Below are 19,947 nucleotides of genomic sequence, written 5' to 3' on the forward strand. Positions count from 1 at the left end.
ATCGCGAACGGATACGGTGTTCTGGTCAAACAAGTGTTTGAACGGCGTGTATGGTGGCGTTTCTATACGGCAAAATCAATAGTCAAATAGAGGTCACTGCTGCCATTCACACAATCTATTTCTGGAAATAGAAACCATCTATTCAGTCTCCCTAAGCCGTTGAAATACAGCACATTTGCCATAGCAATTGAATAGTCATGCAATTGGTAGGGTTGAATAAACGCCTATATAATCCGCCATCTATATAAATGATAAGGCCGGAATGGCCGCAAAAAGTTGAATACAACTGCTGAGGAGAGTGCCGTGGAACGCGAATCAATGGAATACGATGTAGTGATCGTGGGTGCCGGTCCGGCCGGATTGGCAGCGGCCTGCCGTATTCGCCAGCTCAATGAAGACGTCTCAGTATGCGTTGTAGAGAAAGGCTCCGAGGTCGGTGCCCATATTCTCTCTGGCGCAGTTTTTGAGCCAACCGCCCTGAATGAACTCTTCCCAGACTGGAAAGAGCGCGGCGCCCCGCTGAACACCGCGGTCAAGGGCGACGATATCTACGTTCTGCGTAGCGATGAGAACTCCATCAAAGTCCCCAACATGTTTGTGCCGAGCACCATGCATAACGAGGGCAACTATATTATCAGCCTCGGCAACCTGTGCCGCTGGTTGTCCGAGCAAGCAGAAAACCTGGGGGTGGAGATCTTCCCCGGCTTCGCCGCTGCAGAAGTCCTCTACAACGAAGACGGCTCTGTAAAAGGTATTGCCACCGGCGATATGGGCATTGGTTTGAATGGCGAGCAGAAAGACTCCTATATGCCGGGCATGGAGCTGCACGCCAAGTACACTCTTTTTGCCGAGGGCTGTCGCGGCCACTTGGGCAAGCAACTGATCGAGCGCTTCAAGCTGGATACAGATGCCGACCCGCAGCATTACGGCATTGGCATTAAGGAGATCTGGAAGGTTCCTGCGGACAAACACCAGCAAGGCTTGGTAGTTCACACTGCAGGCTGGCCTTTGGAGCAGAGCGGCACCCACGGTGGCGGCTTCCTTTATCACCTGGAAGACAACCAGGTTGTGGTTGGCCTGATCACCGATCTTGCCTATAGCAACCCACACGTTAGCCCCTTTGACGAATTTCAGCGCTACAAGCACCATCCGGTAATCAAACAATACCTGGAAGGTGGCCAGCGTGTCGCCTACGGTGCGCGTGCCATTGTCAAAGGCGGACTGCAATCTCAACCGAAGATGACTTTCCCCGGCGGCCTGCTGATCGGTGACAACGCCGGCACCCTCAACTTCGCCAAGATCAAAGGTAATCACACCGCGATGAAGTCCGGTATGATCGCCGCCGAGTCTGTTGTGGAAGCCCTTGCCGCAGAGCGCACGAGCGAAGAGCTGACCGACTACACCGCCAAGTATCGCGATAGCTGGGCCTGGAAAGAACTGCATATGCAGCGCAACTTCGGCCCGGCGCAGCATAAGTGGGGCAACATCCTCGGTTCTGCTTACGCATTTGTCGATATCAATATATTTAAAGGTAAGCTGCCTTGGACCCTGCGCGACACCAAAGCGGATCACGCACAGATGAAGCCTGCTGCAGACTGCGCAAAGATTGATTACCCCAAGCCCGATGGCGTACTCAGCTTTGACAAACTGTCCTCTGTGTTTATTTCTAATACCAACCACGAGGAAGATCAGCCCTGTCACCTGACCCTAAAGGATCCGGAGATCCCGCTGAACCACAATCTGCCAATCTATGATGAACCGGCTCAGCGCTACTGCCCCGCAGGCGTCTACGAAGTGGTTGAAGATGCTAATGGCAAGCGCTTCCAGATTAACGCGCAGAACTGCGTACACTGTAAGACCTGTGATATCAAAGACCCAACCCAGAATATTGTCTGGATTACTCCGGAAGGTGGCGGCGGCCCCAACTACCCAAATATGTAAGCAGTTTGCTTTCTGGCGCCTTCGGGCGCCATTTTTGTATCCGTATTATTGGCCAGCTCTTGGAAGAACGCGGAACAGAATGAACTCCTGCTTTCAGATACTGGAAGCAGGAGTTACCTGGAGAAAAAATCAGAATTTATATTGAGCGCTCAAAGCGAAGGTCTGGCCCGGTTTTTCTTCAAACACGATGACACTGTCACGTTCAATCTCAATGGATTCATTTAATAAATTTTGCATTTTCGCTTTTATTGTTACCTTTTCTGTTGGGTACCAGGAATAAGTCAAATCCAACGAGTGGAATGGCTGCTCATAAGAATCTGGATCCGGATTACGCCCTGCAAGGTGTAGACGTTCACCAAATACGTTATAACCCAGTGTTGCAGAATGGTTGCCATCTGGGCTATCAAAGCCCAATAACATATTCACAACATATTCGGATGCCCCAGTCATTTCCCGAACCGGACTTGTAGGTGCATCGGCCTCCTCTCCAGCAACCAACTCGGTCTCCTGTAGAGTGACATTACCCTGCACAAAGAAGCTATCCATAAAGCCACCGAGGAAACCCAACTGCTTCATGCCTTCGATTTCAATACCGTTAATTTCTCCAGACTCGGCATTAATAATTTCCCTGGCAACATTCGTATCACTGGAAGCCGCCTCAAAGAACTCGATTGGATCAATCACATCCTTATAAAAAGCGGACACCGTTAAGCTATCTCCACTATCAAAGAACCACTCGGCACGCAGATCATAATTATGAATTTCGGAGGGCCTAACGTTGGGATTACCCTTCACCTGCTCATCGGTAATAGGATCAATATAAAACGCATCAGTGATCTCACGAAGATCGGGTCGAACGGCCGTTTTCGATACTCCAAAACGGAGCTGGAAGGTCTCCGCCCAAAATGCCCCCATATAAGTCAGAGAGAAAGAGGGATAAATATCGTCCTCAGCATAAACCGCTTCCAACAGGTCATCTGGGTCTGTTGTTACCTGAGGGTCACTGATGGAGTAGCCATAAGGGTTCCATTCAAGTGCTACCTGACTGTAATCCTCCCAGCGGGCTCCAGCGGAAACCCGCCAGGTTTCAAAAAATGTCCAATCAAGCTTACCAAATACTGCATCTGTAGCCGTAGCTGCTAAATAGCTTTGCTTGTTACTTCCCGCCAAGTCGAAAACGTAGTCATTGCCATTGCTGGTGATATTTTCATCATTAAATACCTCGCCCAGTGGGCCAGCTAGTACATTTTCGTTAGCCACACTGAAGATATCTAGGCGCAGCTCAGTTTGCTTGTAGGAGCGCCCCTTCTCCATCCTCGCGAAGCCGCCCGTCAATTCCAAACTTGAAGATGAAAACTCTAGAGGCAAGACGACTGACCAACCGTAATTTTTGACTTCGTCTTCAAGCTCAGTAAATCGGAATCCTGCACTTCGAGAACCCCTGCTGACCTTAGAGCTAAGCACTTCACCCGTCGTAGGATCAGTAACTGTATCGGAAATGACGTCGACCTGATTAGGTATATCTGTAGTCGCTGTTGCATCCGAATAAAACCAATCAACAACCACCTCTTCCGGAACCCAATTGAGGAGGTCAAAGGGCATAAGAGTTTTGGTCTCAGGCCCAAGAGAGTGACTGCCCTTGACCTGATTCAGGGCTAGCTCTCTCTCTTCATACTTCAGCAAATACTCACGATAACCAGAACCGTCCGACACCTGTCGATTCTCATTAAAGTAATCAGTAATAGAGGTTTCATCATCAGTATTGCGTAGAAATATACTCGTAGTTTCAATCACATGCTCATCAGCAAAGCGTATACCTAAATTTAAATTCCCACTGATATCCACTGAATAAGTTGACTTGCTACGATTATTCATTTGCTCTTTGGGGGCACCAAAGCTGCGTAGGGTTCTCTCAGACTCCCTCCACTTACTTTTATAAGAAGCTCCAGCCAGAAATCCCAACTCCCAATGATCATTGAGGGAAAAACGATTGCCTACACTCGCTTTCACATCCCTATCCAGATCACTGGAATCCTCTTCGATAGAAATATCACGATTGAGATTTAAGGCCAGTTCACGATTTAGCGCTTGGGCTGCATCATCGGCCTCCTGCTCACTGGCATACTGATTTCCCTCCTCGACCAGAATTTTTCTGATATCGGAGACACCCAAGCCTCCCCTGAAGCGTTTTAGCGCTGCAGATATTTCTCCAGGGAGTGCCCTGGTACCATCATCAGTTCCGTAGATGTCATCATCCCCACCTTGATAACTCAGAACCTCACCGCTGGTTTCCGTATTGCTTCCTGTGCCTAACTCTACAGAATAAGTCAGGTCATCGGGAATTCCCTTTGTGCGAATGTCCACATTGCCACCGCCAAAGCTAGCAGCCTGATCAGCAGAGTAACTCTTCTGAACAGCCAGGGAGTCCACTATAGAAGTAGGGAATAAATCGAGGGGAATCACATTTCGGGTCAGGTCCGGTGAGGGTACTGTCGCACCATTTAGCGTGGTACTTGAGTAGCGCTCCCCCAATCCACGTACATAGACGAACTTATCACTCACGAGCGACAGTCCTGACACCCTGCGCAACGCAGCCGCCACTGTAGAATCCCCTACCCGTCCGATCATCTCGGCACCAAGGATATCGGTGACCACCTCCTCTTCCAGGCGCTCACTGACCAGGGCCTCCGCGGAGTCCCGCAAACGCCCCTGAACTACCACTTCTTCAATCCCTTGTGCTGTACCAGTGCTTTCTTCCACCAAATCCGCATCCTGGGCAAATACGCCAGGAGCCATAGCAGAGGCCGCGGTAATACCGATCACCAACGGCAGTCTCTGGAAATTTTCATATTTAGCCATTACACGGGCCTCTTATCATTCCTATTTTTAGGTGTTAAAACCAAACAAGGCGCCGACCCCATCAGCGAAGGCGGCGCCCTGCAGGTTCAGGAGAAATACTCCTAACAATCCCTAAAGCTAATTATTCAAACCAAAGAGGCTGTGCACGGCTGCCCTGGTGAAGGCCGTAAGTCCAACCTTGGGTCCAGTCAGTGCCATTTATGTCGAGGGCACCCAAGTAGGCGCGTTCAAACGCAGTTACAGTAGGCACGGCATCATTGATACGCTGTTGATCGGCAGCCACCGTATAGATTGCAGGGGTACCGTCTAGCAAAATAAAATTGGTATCAATACCGATGGTTGGGCTCATCGCACCAGAAATCGGAGCAAACTGGTTACCGTTATCTTCAGCCCAGGCCGCTAAATCGAATGAAGCTTCATCGGTTTTAGTGCGATCTTCACAAGCGAAAATGTTAGAAGTCAGGGCCAGCTCTGTTCCAGAGGTCGCTTCGTTACGGGTTTGGGCACTTTCCATACGCAAACAGTAGTTGCTACCATCATCTGCCGTTTCGTCAGCTTTAAATGAGGCAACGATTATGGAGTTTGTAATCATTGGGTAAATACCCTCACGCAAGCGCCACCCAGCACCCGGATCATGCGTACCTTCTTTTTGAGCAGAAACGATACAAGTCAGACCATCAATCATAGGGCGGCTGTTAAGCCCTTGGTTAATCAGTGCGGTGTAATCAATCGTGTCTTCATAAGAACCGATTCCATCCGCCTCAATACAGTGGTTGCCATCATTTTCACTCTGAATCACCAGGGCATTGGTGATACTTCCGCGGTAACCTTCGTCAATATCGATTGAGTCATCTCGCACATAAAGAGCAACATAATTATTAACATCTACCGCACCGCCAAAGAACTCAATCCCATCATCAAAAGTGGAATAAGCCTGCAAATTGTTTACCACAGTCCCACTCCCAACCGCATCAAATGAGATACCATTGAGTTCATCACCACTAGCGACCAAAGCTCCAGTATGTTTTACGACGACATAGGAAAGCTCACCAGAGTTATCCGCATTGTTATCACCACCGTAGTATGAAGTGTTATCGTCAGTAGACCCCTCGGCAGCAACATGACATTCTCCCTCCAGGTCCAAATCTCCGCCGTCAATAGAGCCTTTATATTTACATTTATTGGTGACACCAAAACCATTGATAACCATTCCACCCCACTGGGATACTGCATCAGCAGTTACAGTGCCGCGAACATCCGTTTCGGAGGTGAAAGTAATTGGTGCGGATTCAGTACCACGGGCAAAAACTTGCGAGCCACGATTCACGACCATAAAAGCCGAGTTATCCTTGAACGCAACGGTTGTCCCAGCCTGTATCTCCAGCTTCACGCCATCTCCACCCTTGGCGATACCAGCGGCCTGTAAGTCGGCATCACTAGAGAAATTTTCACCAACGAAAAGACTACCATCAAAAATATGAGCTCCACCTTCTGAAAGAGCCGGGAGGTATAAATCTTCAGTTAAAGGATTGGATGCAGAAACAAAATCGGTTCCATATCGACAGTTACCACTCTCGTAGGTACCTTGCACGCCAGAGCTTTCGATCATTGCACAGGGATTTTCTGAAGAACCGCTTCCAGAATTATCAACAGAGTTATCGACTGAATTATCCACGGTCTTAGGCTCGACGCTGACACCACCACCATCACAACCCGCCAATAAAGCCGTAATTACGGCAGCCAGGACAACTCGATTTTGTATACGCTTCATACTCCCCCCTAAAGGAATTAATATCCAAAATATGAGCAGTCTATGAATATTGATCACAGTTTTTACTTGCAGGTAAAAACTTGAAATCAAATAATTGACTGCCTGAACACTATGTTTGTTTTTACGCCTAAGCAAATAGGACGGAGGGGAGTGTAGAAACGGCGTGTTGCGAATTTGTTAACTTTTTATATATTTTCAGTAATTTTTGCAATAGAGACTGGAAGTTTACATTTAATGGTATTTTTTATTTCCCTTGGATTTACAAACGCTTTCAGAAAAATGAAAGAAATATAAAAGCCAGTAAATCTTGCCAATTTGCACAAGACTTCAAAGACATAAAAGAGATGTGGAAAGTTATGAATCTAGGCAGAAGTTACGTTAAAGGCAATTTCAAGAGAGGCTTATCTAAGTAGTTAGATAAACCTGGGGGAATAGAAAACAACCCCAGGTTTAGAAAAGGGCGTTTGTTAATATGAACCCAAAAGAAATTCGCCACCCGCACTGCGTATAAACAGCTGTCCAGAGCCATTTTCGCCCAGCCTTCTCTCTTCTGCCCAATCTACTAGCTGGTAGAAGACATCACGGGAAACCCTAGCCATTAGGCCATTTCGGGCTTCCACGTAGGGGACTGGCTGCGGAGGTGTGCCGAATTCTTGCAGCTGCCAATTGCTATCTTTATTCAGCTCGATAACATCGCCCAGACTCGTGGTAAATAACAGCCGCTGATCTTCACTCTCTGAGGTGCTGCGCGCAACCTGAGTGGCTACAAAAGGGACATCCTCGACCTGTATCCGTAGCTTTTCGACAGGGGTGACCAAAAAGTACTCGTCCCCTTCTCTTTTCAAGATGCTGGCAAATAACTTCACCAGTGGCTGCCGGCGAATCTCGGTACCTTCATGGATCCAACGGCCATCACTTTTGATCACCATATCCATGTCGCCACAGAAGTCCGGGTCCCACCGGTCAACCGGAGGGTGCCCGTGGAACTCCTCTTGCAACTTCTGCAGTTGCTGAAAAAGTGGCTCAGCCAAAGGAGGACCCCGCAGTGTCGCCAGAGTGGCCACTCTCCACAGGTTTGCGCTGCGAGGTGTCACCAATATGTACCCCCACATCCATAATGAACTCCATCAACCCCTCACGATCTTCGATCACATCGGCAAAGGATTTGGAGTGGTAGAGTTCAACGGCGCCCTGGACTAGAGCCCAGTAGGTTGAATAGTAATAATACGCAGGCACCTTCTTCAGCATGCCCTGCTCTATCCGGCGCTCAAACACGCGGTTCAAGGCCGAAGTGTTGGAGTTTCGGATAGCGTGTAATTCTGAAATCATCTCTGGGGCCAGGTTAAGAGAGATAATCTTCTCTTCCAAGCGCTGAAATAGGCGATCCTTGCCGGGATCGGCCATACGGGATTCAAAGTAAGCACGAGCGGGTGCGGTGATATCACCTTTCTCCGCATTCTCAACCGCAACCTTAAGGCGTTCTGCCAGGGACTTTTCATAGTCCATCAGCAAGCGCATATAGATTTCAGTTTTAGATATAAAGTGCTTATAGATAGTGCCTTTGCCGATATCTACACGCTCAGCAATCTGCTCGACCGTGACCTTTTCTTCACCATGCTCCAGCAGAAGCTCCAGAGCCGCATCCAGGATGCGCTGCTCTCGCGCGCGAAACCTCTGAACCTTCTCTTTTGCCTTATCCATACTTCCGACCTTCTCTGCCCGTAATGTTGGGGACTGAAATTGACTATTCATTCATGAATGATAGGCAATTCGAGTCGCTTGGAAAAGAGAATCGGGAAATTAGCCTAGAAAATACGCCCAAATAGGGATCGCGCCGCCTAATTTTTACCCTATTGCGACAGTTCGGGCCCCTGCCTGTGGCCGATTAGGTTGTGATAGACCTCTCACCACTAGCACAAAGTATTCGAGAGTGGTGAACCATCAGCCACTTGGAAACTGGTACTGAAATTAGTGACCGATAATGGTCTTTACGTCATCTGCTGTTATTATCACCCTTCTGGGCAGACCTGCGATACCAGCCCAGTCAAACCCGACTATCACTAATAGGTAACAGGTAGAGTCGTCCATGTTGGAAAAGCTGAGCAAACTTCTCGACGTCGAAGAGTTGGATCGCCACCTCTTTCGCAGCCGCCACCACGTCGAAAATTATCGAAAAGTACTTTTTGGAGGCCAAGTACTTGGCCAAGCCTTAATGGCCGCTGCCCGTACTGTTGAAGATCGCCTGCCTCATTCCTTGCATGCCTACTTTCTGCGCCCTGGCTCCAGTGAGCTTCCGGTTATTTACGAGGTGGACCCAATCCGCGACGGAGGCAGCTTCACCACCCGCCGCGTAGTTGCCAAGCAACGCGGACGCGCGATCTTTAATATGTCTGCCTCTTTTCAAATCCAGGAACCCGGCTTTGACCACCAGGCCGATATGCCCACTGAAGGTATTCCCGACCCAGAAGGCCTGAAGAACACTCAGCAACTGGCTTTGGAGGCTGGCCTTGTCAGCCCGCAATATGACCAGCGCCGCTATATGATCGATTTTCGCCCGATAGACCCGCAGAGCTACTTTGGCGCCGAAACCCGTGAGGCCAAGTGTATGTTCTGGCTTCGTGCAGAAGGTGAAATGTCTGATGACCCCATTGAGCACAGGGCGGCGCTTTGTTATGCCTCTGACATGGGGCTTTTGGGCACCTCCCTACAGCCCCACGACATCTCTCTGTTCGACCCACATCTGATGCCGGCCAGTGTTGACCACGCCATGTGGTTTCACCGCAATTTCCGTCTCGATCAATGGCTCTTGTATGTCACCGACAGTCCCTCTGCCTGTGGCGCGCGCGGATTTACCCGCGGACAGATCTATACCCGCGATGGCGTACTGGTAGCCTCCACCGCACAAGAGGGCCTGATTCGGCAAATTAAAAGTTAAATCAATGGTTTACAGTGCAAAATTGGCTGCTATAATGCCGCCCACTTCGCTAGTGAAGCGAAACCAATAAGTCGGTGAGTAGCGCAGCCTGGTAGCGCACTTCGTTCGGGACGAAGGGGTCGGAGGTTCGAATCCTCTCTCACCGACCAGATTTAAAAACCCGCTTTTAGCGGGTTTTTTCATGCCTGGAATTTATACAAAGCATACCCCTGCGCGATTATCCCCCCCCCAGAGCAACACTCCAGCCCACTAACTCTTCGGTAAAAGTCAGCATGCTGGAGCGCACCGATACTCTAGCCTCCCCCCTCCACTGATTAACATCCCGAGTTGTTCTAAAAATAAAACAAATATTATGATAACGACCTTTTAAGTGTATACTTTTAACATAGATTGTATCGGTAATTCTGATGTAGCTGCCAGTACAATTGGACGGGGCCCAGTACACATGGAGTGAGCAAAGCAACTTGTTAAGTTCATCAAAATCTGCGATTGAGAGTGAGTCTATCCCACCTGAGGCATCGCACTATAATCATTGACGTCACTACAAGGCCTGCCCTGCTGACCTAGCCTTCTATTTAACAAAACCCCTATTCCTTTTAATCAAAGCTAGCGGCCTCAAGTAAATCAGAATCTAAGATTGAACCTCGAGGGTAATGACGAGGCATCACTCAGAGCAGTTCAAATCAGAACTGCCGTAAACCAAAAACACCTGAACCCCATAATGTAAAATTTTTGCCCCCCGTAATGAGGGCATCTCAAATCATGGAGCCGCACCATTACTGCTTTGATGAAAATCAAGCTGATTATGTAAACATTGCCAAAATAGATGGTGTTCAAAGGAATCATTATTAGTGATTTTTACGCCCTGCTGTCAGATTTCAAAATCAAGAAAATTTAGCACTTAAAAACATTCCACCTCATCAACCAACAGCAAAAAACAAGAAATTACTTGCAACCTACCGGGAGCGCCATCACTTAGAAAACAAGAGGGTATTATCAGGCAAAATTCGTTACATTTTCGATAAATAATAAAGAATTTTTACGCCCCATTTTTCCCAAGAAAATTTCTCAAACTTTTCCTGCACAACACCAAAGCTTCTCTATACTCTGCTCAGCCGGATGGATAACTGACACCTAAAGCATTACCCCGATAATTGGCACCTGATTTATTTCCGGCCGGCTGAACTGTAAATGAGATTTTTAAATCTCAATATTCTCACCCCAGAAACAATGAAATACCCGGACGATAGATTTTTATATCGATAAAGGCCTACTTAAGGAGTACGTTCATGTACCAACCATATGCTTACGGACAAGGAAATTTTGGACAACCGCTCAGCTACGCAACCTCACCGATTAATACAGTTGCCGGATTTTCCAACCAATCACCTTACCAAGCTGCACCACAGATGAACCCACAAGGGTTCCTGGGCGATATTGTTAGCCGTGCAGCACCAATAATTGGTGGAATCGTTGGCGGACCTCAAGGCCAACTGATTAATTCTCTTGGCGGACTGGGCCAGTTACTTCCTTTTCAGGCGCTGCCACAAATTCACCCACAATTCGCACAGCAGATGGCGCCACAAAATTATCTCGGGGAGATAATTAATCGCGCAATGCAACAATTTGGGGGATATATGGGCGGTCCTCAGGGCCAATTCAACAACATAGAGAATAACCTCAGCCAGCTTCTACCCTACCAAGCTGCACCCCAGTTCTCTCCCCAGGGCCTCCTTGGTGAGCTGATAAGTCGTGCGGCACCTGCTATTGGTAACTACATTGGCGGCCAACAAGGCCAATTTCTGAATAATGTGGCACGCTTAGGTCAGTTACTGCCATTTCAAGCATTACCGCAGTTAGCTCAACAGTTAGCGACACAACCCTACTTAAACAGCCTACAAGGTCAGTTTTCGCCTTTACACCAAACTCAAGAACAATTTGGCGGCTTCCCAAACCAGATGATGAATCCTGCTGGAGGATTCGGTCAACCAACCCCTTTTCAGATGATTCCGCAGCAACATTACCAGGGGTTTCAAAACTTTGGCGGCATTGGCCAGCCCTACCCATTCCAGGCCATGCAACAACCTAATTCAGCATTCCAACAACAATCATATTTACACTGATCGTATAGGACTATAAGTGGCGGGTAATCCGCCACTTTTTTAATGAGGTTAATATTTCTTTTCAGAGATTTGACCATATTTTTTGTATAGCTGACTTCTATATCATTTTGGAACAAAGAGTTTAGAGAAAAATAATGAAGAAATTTGAGCAGTATGTGGCTGTCCCAAATCGCAAGGCATTAGCTACAACGATTGAGCTGGAAGAATTGGCTAGGGAGGCAGAAAATTGCCCAGATGTGAAAGAGGTCATTTTACGCAAAAGTAATGTCACTCTTCGGGCCACCCCAGATGCTATTGAAAACCTGAAGAAGAAGTTAGGCGGTAAAGTGATTATTGACCCAGACAGCCCTATCCAGCCAATCAATTAATAATGAATACCTTATCGACTCATTACTTTCAGACTCTAAGTACACGCTGACAAACAGTACCGCACTGAAAGCGAAGGAACATAAACATGACTGAATCCCGACAAGAAAAGGCCGCAGGAGAAACTTCGGTCGAGGTTGCAGAAAAGGTAGAGTTACTTATTTCACCCCGTAGAAGTCAAATTGCGAAGTCCATGGGTATACAACCATTAAGCGCGGGGTCGATGCACAATGTAATCTCATACATTGCAAAGCAACTAGGTTGTGAAGTACTTCGTGAAATCAGACCTGGAAGAAAGTTAAAAACACTTTCAACCGCTGATGAAGCAACAAACATCTATAAAGTACGCATGGATGTTGACGCTGCCGCAACACTCTACCAAACAGCTCCACCTAATGTTGCAGTGGAGTTGGATTCACTACTTTCCTATGGGCAGGCAAACTTTTCTCCCAGCTTCACCGCAATTTTTGCCCAGCAACCCGGCCTCCTACGCGAGTATCACGCTAAGGCACAACAAGTTCGACTTCGGGTTGTCGGCTCAAAAGGCGAACCCATTCGGGATGCGCAGGTTATTGTAGAAAGCGCAGGATTTCCACAAGAGGGAGTGACCAATAATAAGGGTGAAGTGGCACTGAATATTTTTGCCCAAAGTGGTGGGGCCCAGATTAAGTCCCTACTCATCCGTCCCGCAAAAGACTTCTGGAATAAATACATTCGCTGCCCGTCGCTGTCATTGACAGGAGTAAACCTGGTTAAGTTGCACTCGCTCAGCGAGGCAATTCCAAGTTTCCCCAATAATACGCCCTATGGTTGGGGGCAAAAATTCATGGGCTTGGATCAACTACCTGATGAATATACGGGCAAGGGAATAAAAATCGCCATTATTGACTCAGGTGCGGACAACCAGCATCCGATCCTTTCACACCTAAAAAATGGTGTTGACGTTACCAACAATTATGATACTAAAAGTTGGGCGGAAGATATCGTAGGCCATGGAACGCACTGCGCAGGCATTATTGCTGGCCAGCCATCCGGGACAGATGCTATTCGCGGCTTTGCACCAGAAGCAGAAATTTATGTATTCAAGGTCTTCCCGGGAGGCCAATTTAGCAGCCTGATTGATGCCCTTGCCCACTGCATCGAAATTGGCGTTGATGTTGTCAATATGAGTTTGGGGAGCTCAGATTCTTCAGATGCGGTTGAGCAGCAAATTGAAGATGCCGTTCAACATGGAATCGCTTGTATTGTTGCCGCTGGCAATTCCGGTGGCCCTGTGCAGTATCCGGCAAGGTCCCCTAACGTGATGGCGGTGGGGGCAATAGGAATGCTTAATGAGTTTCCAAGAGATTCCTGGGATGCACAAACGGTTATCGCATCAACGGTAACCGCCGATGGTGTTTTCTTGCCCACATTTGGTTGTCATGGACCGGAAATATCTGTTGCAGCCCCTGGAGTCGGCATTGTATCGGCAGTACCCGATAAAGGTTTTGATGTGCAGTCTGGTACATCCATGGCGGCACCTCATATCACTGGTCTTGCTGCCCTGCTACTTGCCCATCACCCACTATTCAAAGCTTCTTTAAGGCAGCGCGATGCCACACGCATTACCGGACTTTTCCAACTGATCCGATCTCTGACATCGCCTTTGAATCTGGGAGCAGAAAGAATTGGGGCAGGTGTTCCCAAGCTCTTTGGGGTCGATACGGTATTTGAATCAGCCAAAGAAATGGCCGCAGGTGAAAGTGTGGGAGTATCCTCAGCTCAGACTACAGGCCCTCAAGCATCTCCCTACACTGGATTTACCGTTGCCCCCATGCAGGGTTTTTCAGGTGCTGCAACCAATTGGTCTGGCCAATTTGTTCCCAACGCCTATTACGGGGCGGATGTCCGGTCAATACCTCCCCAGCAGCCAGTGATGGGTACCTTCCCGGATGGTTTTGCCTTTGGCCCTTATGGTGCGCCTTTTGTGGACCCGCGATCGATTCGCTTTTGGTAGCCTAGATAAGCAGGGGTCACTAATTTATGTGACCCCTCTTTACAATATCGCTTAATTTTCGACCTAAAACCCACCTCTCTCTCTCAGATTGCAGGTTCGCGATGGCGAACTTGCTCTCCTATCTACAGAGAGGCTTCACGCTCCCAACCTCCAACCCTTATTAACCGATGGGTGTTCAAAATAGATAAAAGAAAGATGATAACGGCTTTATAAGTGTATTTATTTTATGGCTTAATAGTCATAAAGCCCTATTTCATTCCTCATCCCGCCTATACCAGTGATCCTGCATTATGAGTCGATGTGACCCATTTGCTTGATGGCGACATGCCGGCACCTGTAGGCTTAAACATTGTCCAAATTGACACTTGTTGGATACTCTGCCAGATAATGATGCTTATAAGACTCTTCTCCTTTTCTCTGCTCGCTCTACTTCTCACTCCTGCTGCCAGGGCTTATGAGCTTCTGTACACAGCAATAATTGACCCTGAAACCAAGCTAGCCCGAGTCGAGTTAGCCTTAAAAGGGGAAGACATACCTAGCAAGCTTGTCCTTAACCTATCATCGGGGCGCTATAAAGACCTGAAAAGTACACAAGATCTACAGGAGAAAGGCGATAAAGCGATATGGCGAACTGAGGGCAACGAGTCAAAACTCAGTTACAGCTTTGTCATCGACAATCAAAGGAAAAATGGTGGCTATGACTCTCGCATCACCAAAGACTGGGCGATTCTCCGTAGTGATAAATTAATTGCGCCAATTTCTGCAACTAGTAGCGGGCGTTCGTCAGATACCCGCCTGAAATTGGTGATGCCTGAAGGCTGGTCTTCAGCCCTCCCCTACCCTGAAATCGAAGATGGCCTCTATCAGATATCAGACCCCAACCGACGCTTCGTAAGGCCCAAGGGGTGGATGATTGTTGGCAAGATTGGCAGCCGCCAAGATTATATATCCGGCACCGATACCAGAATCTCCGGCCCGAAGGGTCAAAACATTCGTCGCCAGGATGTGCTCGCCTTTCTCAATTGGAACCTACCGGAGCTAAAGAAAATTTTCCCGCTCTTCCCGGATCATTTATTGATCGTCACTGCCGATGATCCTATGTGGCGTGGCGGTCTCTCAGGTACACGCTCATTATTTATGCATGCCGATCGACCATTGATCAGCGGAAACCGTACCAGCAGCATGATCCATGAACTCATACATGTCGGTACAGGTATTCATGGTGACGACCAGAGCGATTGGATTGTTGAAGGTATCGCTGAATTTTACTCTCTCGAAATCTTGAGAAGGACTGGGGGCATTAGCGATGACCGCTACCAGGAAGCTATGGACAAACTTATACGCTGGGGTAAAAAGGCCCCCTCTCTATTGGTGAAGCGCTCTTCAGGACCGGTTACAGCCCGTGCAGCGGGGGTGATGCTTGAACTAGACAAAGAAATACGTGAGGCGAGCGACGGAAAAGCCAGTATTGATGAAGTTGCGAGGGCCTTGGCGAGCACCCGCGGAGAAGTCACCCTGGAGAGATTCAGAAAGCTATCGGAGCAGGCCGCAGGTAGACCGGTGAAAACTCTCACCTTAGAGAACCTAACCTCTAAAAGTAACAAGATCCTCAAAGACCAGGCAAAAAAAAGCCCTGACGACGGGGGGGGAGAGCGTCAGGGCCAAGACCATTAGGAGTGAAACTTGGAGGATTTCATCCTTGCTACACTACGGGCAAGTACCATCCTGGTGTGCCCTACCAGCATTACAAAACACGTTTGGGGGGGAGACGTGTTAGCCAGATAAAGACAGTATCGAACACCCTCAAGGGATTTCCAGCACCCCCCAAAATAAATTAAGAACAAATGGAAATAGGTTCATCTGCAGCAGTACTAAAAGTTATTACGTCTATTGCCAGAAGGTCATCCGTGCACTTTCCAGACTTTTTTCCTCAACTTTTACAATTTGTTGAAATCAACGCTTGACTAATCTTCGATAGTCCATAGAATAGCGCCCTCTTACGCAGCCAAGTGCACGTAAGTATAAGAAAACGCTAGGATTTTTCAGATTTATCAGATAGAATTCGCAGCGTTCTCATCCACACAAGATGTGGAACAAAGGCTAGGTGGCAGAGTGGTCATGCAGCGGACTGCAACTCCGTGTACGCCGGTTCGATTCCGACCCTAGCCTCCATTTTTCCTTTTCATTGCAGACTCCTGTGAACTGCATTGAGAGTGAGGACTCCGGGAAGAGCAAAAGCGCTAAAATCCCCCCTCGCAAAGGACCTGCCCGGGTGGTGGAATTGGTAGACACAGGAGACTTAAAATCTCCCGGCCTCACGGCCGTGCCGGTTCAAGTCCGGCCCCGGGCACCACACACTTATTTAGCTTCAATGGGCTATATTTCTTTTAGTGCAAATATGGAGCACTCCATCTGAAGCGCTAACCCTTTCAATCTTCAATCTCTCGCGACAAGAAGATTTTCGTTGATTCACAAATAGCTACCCTTCCCCCTTACATCACTTTACAGTCCTTACTGAGCCCCTCCCCTGATCACAGCATTTAAAACCAGCCTAGCCCTGTAATTGATATCGTAAAATAGTGAAACCGCTAGACTTCAATGCTGACCAGCTTAATAATTCGCCTTTGCCATAAAATGGAAAGATGTATGGCTGAAATTGGCCTCAAGGCAGCGTGAGAAAAGCTTGTAAACCGTTGGTCGCCGAAGGTGTGGCTCAATTTACCCGTTAGCAAAAAGGATTTTCAACATCCGTATCAGACAAGAACAACCATACAAGCCAAGTAAGATCACCCTTACTGGCAGCGTTATGAATCGTGTAGATTTCCGAGGATTATGAGAAATAAATTGATTTATATAATGGCCATTTTTATGGCTGCATGCGGGACAGGATGTGCGAGCCAAGAAGATCTTCTCCATGCTGACCTTTGGTCCGATGATTCCTATATAAACATGCCTAGCAACGATAGGGCTATCCAAGATCTAGGGAAGACACCTCGAGCTAAAATGTTAGAGCAAAGAAAGATCGATAAAGAGCGGAAAAATCGATCGTTAAAAGATCAGTTGCTCAGTGATTTAATTTTAGGTAAAGATGGGAAGATTAATTTTTAGCCTAATGCCGCTAGTATTCAAAGTGTGATGTGCTAGCGAATCCATAACAAAGCTAACAAATTCATTACGGCCGCAAAAAACGCAGCCTACACCAGACTTCGTTCATTTTGCTCCAGCAGCCGTCTATGGTGACGTTAAGCATCAAATAAGCAACGAGTGGAATATATGAGAGTTAATGAGCTCGAGGAAATTATTAGCATGGTATTTTAGGGCGCAACGGTCGCTGACCAGACTTTTTCTGATTTTGGTTCGACTCTCAAGCTTCACTATTCTGAAGAAAAGTATATGTATATCACAGATATAGAACTTGCTAGAGATGGTAGCACTGCTAATTTTTCTACCTAAGACCCTGAGGCAAAAAGTTACTTTTTTGCTGAGAAAAAATTTGAACCCTCCAAAAAAAATGGTGCTACGTTTAAGTATGCGCCAGGCTTGCTTCAAGTACAAATTGATCTAAAAAATAGGGTTAATGCGGAAGCCAAAAATACTAAAAAGCCAGCACAGTCACAGTCAAAGCAGCTACATACCCGGATTATAAAGACCCTTCTCTCTGGGAGTGAAAGTATGTTGAGAGTCAGGGAAGGCGTGTTATTTGACTTTTATCCCGAAGCGCTCAACAGAGCGATGTATCCGATGTCTTATTTTGTGCATGTTTTTCACGGCCGCTGCACTCCCATTATTGCGCTTAAAATATACAAAATAAATCGCACTATATTGCGGCATTGGATTCGTCATGACCAAATTTATTGAAACCTATAATCACCAGAATCGGATAGGCGTAATGATAGAGTTCGCCTGCTCGGATGCTTGGGCTTTCGAAACCGATGAATTTCGTGAATTTTCTCGCGATATCGCTTTACATATTGCAGCAAATGGTGAACTTCAAGAACCTTTGGTTACACAGCTATTCTTGAAAGAGCCATCTGAAACGGTGGGACACCAGTTTAAATTGATCTCAAATAAGCTAGGTGTAAAAATCACCATAGCCAAGTATGAGTATTATGGTGCCTCAAAAATCTAACAGGTACATGTTGTCACCGCAAAAAGAGCAGCTAGAACCGACACTTCGGCCCCATATATAGAAGTTAATACTATGGATTTAAACTGGAACCCATTTCTTGATTAGAGCCAACGCTGTATTCCAGTTATAGCTTAACAAACTGCCAAATGAGTCAGATAACTAAGCATAAGAAAATAGGGGTAATACTTGGCTCAATAGCGTTGGCATTAGCTATATTGGCCTTCATTCTCGGATCCGCACCATTTACCCCAGCATTAGCTCTGCTCTTTATCGCTGCTCCACTGGCCTTGATCGCAATTCTGCTAAGAGCATCGCGCTTGGCGATCGTTACCTTGTATTTTTCATTGGTAGCATGGAATGTAGTACCACTAGCTAGAGTATTAGCTATTAGGATTGATCATCTTCTCGTTATTATGGGTTTATTTGGATTCTTGTTGTCAGCCATATTGTTTTTTAGTTATCTGCGAGCGAACAGTACTGCTTAACAAGTGACTGTGGTTTTTCACCTTCGCTACTAAAAGCATTAGAATGAGCGAGGCCTTAACTTCTATAGACAAAAACTCAAGTCGCCACCATAGTCAGGTCCCTTTTAGTGGTATAGGCTGGGAAAGTAAAAACTGTTGTGGTCAAGTCTAACCGGACACCTCTTTAAGCACATTTTTCAAATTCGATAGGGGTTATATACTCCAGTGATGAATGTATCCTGCGTGAGTTGTAATAAGCAATATAGGCCCTCACATCGGCTATCGCATCTTCCCTTGCCGGATAGATATTTCCCGTCAGCCATTCTCGTTTTAGGCTGCTAAAAAAGCGTTCAGTGGGTGCATTGTCCCAACAATTTCCCTTGCGGCTCATTGAGCACACCATACCATGCTGTTTCAACAGCGCTTGGTAGGTATGGCTGGCATACTGACTGCCTCGATCAGAGTGGTGTAGAAGACCCTTTGGCGGTGTACGCAAATTAACAGCCATCATCAATGCACGACTTACCAGGGCCGTTTCCATCTGGCGATCTAGATGCCAACCAACAATCCTGCGTGAATAGAGATCAATCACTACCGCCAAGTACAGCCAGCCCTGTGCAGTCCAGATGTACGTGATATCAGTAGTCCAAACTTGATTTATAACACTCGGTGAGAACTCCCTATTCAAAAGGTTTTCCGCGGTAGGTAGTTGGTGTTTGCTGTCTGTCGTCAGTGTAAATCGCTTCTTGCGTTTTACTCTCAAACCTAGCTTTTTCATTAGCTTGCGGACACGATAGCGACCAATTTTAAAGCCTTCTTTACGTAACAGTTTCATTAACCGACGGCTTCCGAGACTCTGTCGAGATTCAGAAAATAAGGCCTTCAAACGATGGCATAGATTCCATGTCTGGCTATCTATTGAGCTATTACTACGCTGATACCACCCGTAATAGCTACTCTTATTTACCTGCATCACTCGGCAGAGTGTCCTAACTGGAAAGCTGCCTTGCTGTTCTTTAATAAAGTTGTACTTTACTTCATTTCTTTCGCAAAGAAGGCGCTGGTCTTTTTTAGGATTTCTTTCTCCATCCGCAACTGCTTGTTTTCGCGTCGTAACCGGTCCAATTCTGCGCGCTCGCCGACATCCAGCCTTTCTCCGCTCTCTTCCTGCTTCAGCTCTTTTATCCAGCGTCGCAGATTGTTGGCAGTGGTTCCTACAGCCTCTGCGGCCTTAGAGATAGAATACCCCTGCTCAGAGACCAGGGCTACGGCGTCTTTCTTGAACTCCGGCTTGAATTGCCGGCGTGTACCTTTCGTTGTCATACATCACCTCGCTTGGTGTTTTTACCATCTTAGCGAAGTG

Annotated in this window: 14 protein-coding genes and 3 tRNA genes; 12 read left to right on the top strand and 5 right to left on the bottom strand. The window is 47.3% G+C overall.

Annotation, left to right across the window (positions count from 1 at the left end; translation table 11 throughout):
• Positions 1 to 303: 303 nt before the first annotated feature.
• Positions 304 to 1,941 (top strand): electron transfer flavoprotein-ubiquinone oxidoreductase, encoded by a 1,638-nt coding sequence (locus FIU95_RS10120; RefSeq protein ID WP_152453658.1) that lies wholly within the window; start codon positions 304 to 306, stop codon positions 1,939 to 1,941.
• 129 nt (positions 1,942 to 2,070) lie between these two features.
• On the opposite strand, the gene FIU95_RS10125 is transcribed toward FIU95_RS10120, so the two are convergent.
• From FIU95_RS10125 to FIU95_RS10140, 4 genes are all read right to left on the bottom strand, one after another.
• On the bottom strand, positions 2,071 to 4,800 hold the full coding sequence (locus FIU95_RS10125) for a TonB-dependent receptor domain-containing protein (RefSeq protein WP_152453659.1): 2,730 nt from the start codon (positions 4,798 to 4,800) through the stop codon (positions 2,071 to 2,073).
• 121 nt (positions 4,801 to 4,921) lie between these two features.
• Positions 4,922 to 6,571 (bottom strand): serine/threonine protein kinase, encoded by a 1,650-nt coding sequence (locus FIU95_RS10130; RefSeq protein ID WP_152453660.1) that lies wholly within the window; start codon positions 6,569 to 6,571, stop codon positions 4,922 to 4,924.
• Between the two features lie 467 nt (positions 6,572 to 7,038).
• A complete protein-coding gene (locus FIU95_RS10135) occupies positions 7,039 to 7,602 on the bottom strand; it encodes a DUF1285 domain-containing protein (protein ID WP_216646229.1) in 564 nt (187 codons plus the stop codon).
• A complete protein-coding gene (locus tag FIU95_RS10140; RefSeq protein ID WP_152453662.1) occupies positions 7,595 to 8,272 on the bottom strand; it encodes a TetR/AcrR family transcriptional regulator in 678 nt (225 codons plus the stop codon). Before FIU95_RS10140 ends, FIU95_RS10135 begins: the two co-directional genes overlap by 8 nt.
• Before the next feature lie 385 nt (positions 8,273 to 8,657).
• Between FIU95_RS10140 and FIU95_RS10145 the strand changes: the two genes are divergently transcribed.
• From FIU95_RS10145 to FIU95_RS10195, 11 genes are all read left to right on the top strand, one after another.
• Positions 8,658 to 9,506: an acyl-CoA thioesterase II gene (locus tag FIU95_RS10145; protein WP_152453663.1), complete on the top strand. Its 849-nt coding sequence runs from the start codon at positions 8,658 to 8,660 to the stop codon at positions 9,504 to 9,506.
• A 72-nt stretch (positions 9,507 to 9,578) separates the two neighbouring features.
• Positions 9,579 to 9,655, top strand: a tRNA-Pro gene (locus FIU95_RS10150).
• Positions 9,656 to 10,795: 1,140 nt separating this feature from the next.
• The gene (locus FIU95_RS10155; RefSeq protein WP_152453664.1) at positions 10,796 to 11,629 is read left to right on the top strand and encodes a hypothetical protein; all 834 of its coding nucleotides are present in this window, start codon (positions 10,796 to 10,798) and stop codon (positions 11,627 to 11,629) included.
• A gap of 134 nt (positions 11,630 to 11,763) precedes the next feature.
• Positions 11,764 to 11,997, top strand: a complete 234-nt coding sequence (locus tag FIU95_RS10160) for a hypothetical protein (RefSeq protein WP_152453665.1) — start codon at positions 11,764 to 11,766, stop codon at positions 11,995 to 11,997.
• 86 nt (positions 11,998 to 12,083) lie between these two features.
• Positions 12,084 to 13,991 (top strand): S8 family serine peptidase, encoded by a 1,908-nt coding sequence (locus FIU95_RS10165; RefSeq protein WP_152453666.1) that lies wholly within the window; start codon positions 12,084 to 12,086, stop codon positions 13,989 to 13,991.
• Between the two features lie 387 nt (positions 13,992 to 14,378).
• Positions 14,379 to 15,665, top strand: a complete 1,287-nt coding sequence (locus FIU95_RS10170; RefSeq protein WP_253868550.1) for a hypothetical protein — start codon at positions 14,379 to 14,381, stop codon at positions 15,663 to 15,665.
• A 424-nt stretch (positions 15,666 to 16,089) separates the two neighbouring features.
• A tRNA-Cys gene (locus tag FIU95_RS10175) sits at positions 16,090 to 16,163 on the top strand.
• A 94-nt stretch (positions 16,164 to 16,257) separates the two neighbouring features.
• Positions 16,258 to 16,344 (top strand) — tRNA-Leu (locus FIU95_RS10180).
• A 479-nt stretch (positions 16,345 to 16,823) separates the two neighbouring features.
• Positions 16,824 to 17,099, top strand: a complete 276-nt coding sequence (locus FIU95_RS10185) for a hypothetical protein (RefSeq protein WP_152453667.1) — start codon at positions 16,824 to 16,826, stop codon at positions 17,097 to 17,099.
• Between the two features lie 733 nt (positions 17,100 to 17,832).
• Entirely contained in the window at positions 17,833 to 18,120 is a 288-nt protein-coding gene (locus tag FIU95_RS10190) for a hypothetical protein (protein WP_152453668.1), read from the top strand.
• 146 nt (positions 18,121 to 18,266) lie between these two features.
• A complete protein-coding gene (locus FIU95_RS10195) occupies positions 18,267 to 18,605 on the top strand; it encodes a hypothetical protein (protein WP_152453669.1) in 339 nt (112 codons plus the stop codon).
• A 163-nt stretch (positions 18,606 to 18,768) separates the two neighbouring features.
• Here the strand turns inward: FIU95_RS10195 and FIU95_RS10200 are convergent.
• A protein-coding gene (locus tag FIU95_RS10200) for an IS3 family transposase (RefSeq protein WP_152453670.1) occupies positions 18,769 to 19,907 on the bottom strand; the annotation gives its coding sequence in 2 pieces (ribosomal slippage) (positions 18,769 to 19,649 and positions 19,649 to 19,907; 1,140 coding nt in all).
• Positions 19,908 to 19,947: the final 40 nt, after the last annotated feature.

Origin of the sequence: Microbulbifer sp. THAF38, assembly GCF_009363535.1 — a bacterium.
Lineage (GTDB): Bacteria > Pseudomonadota > Gammaproteobacteria > Pseudomonadales > Cellvibrionaceae > Microbulbifer.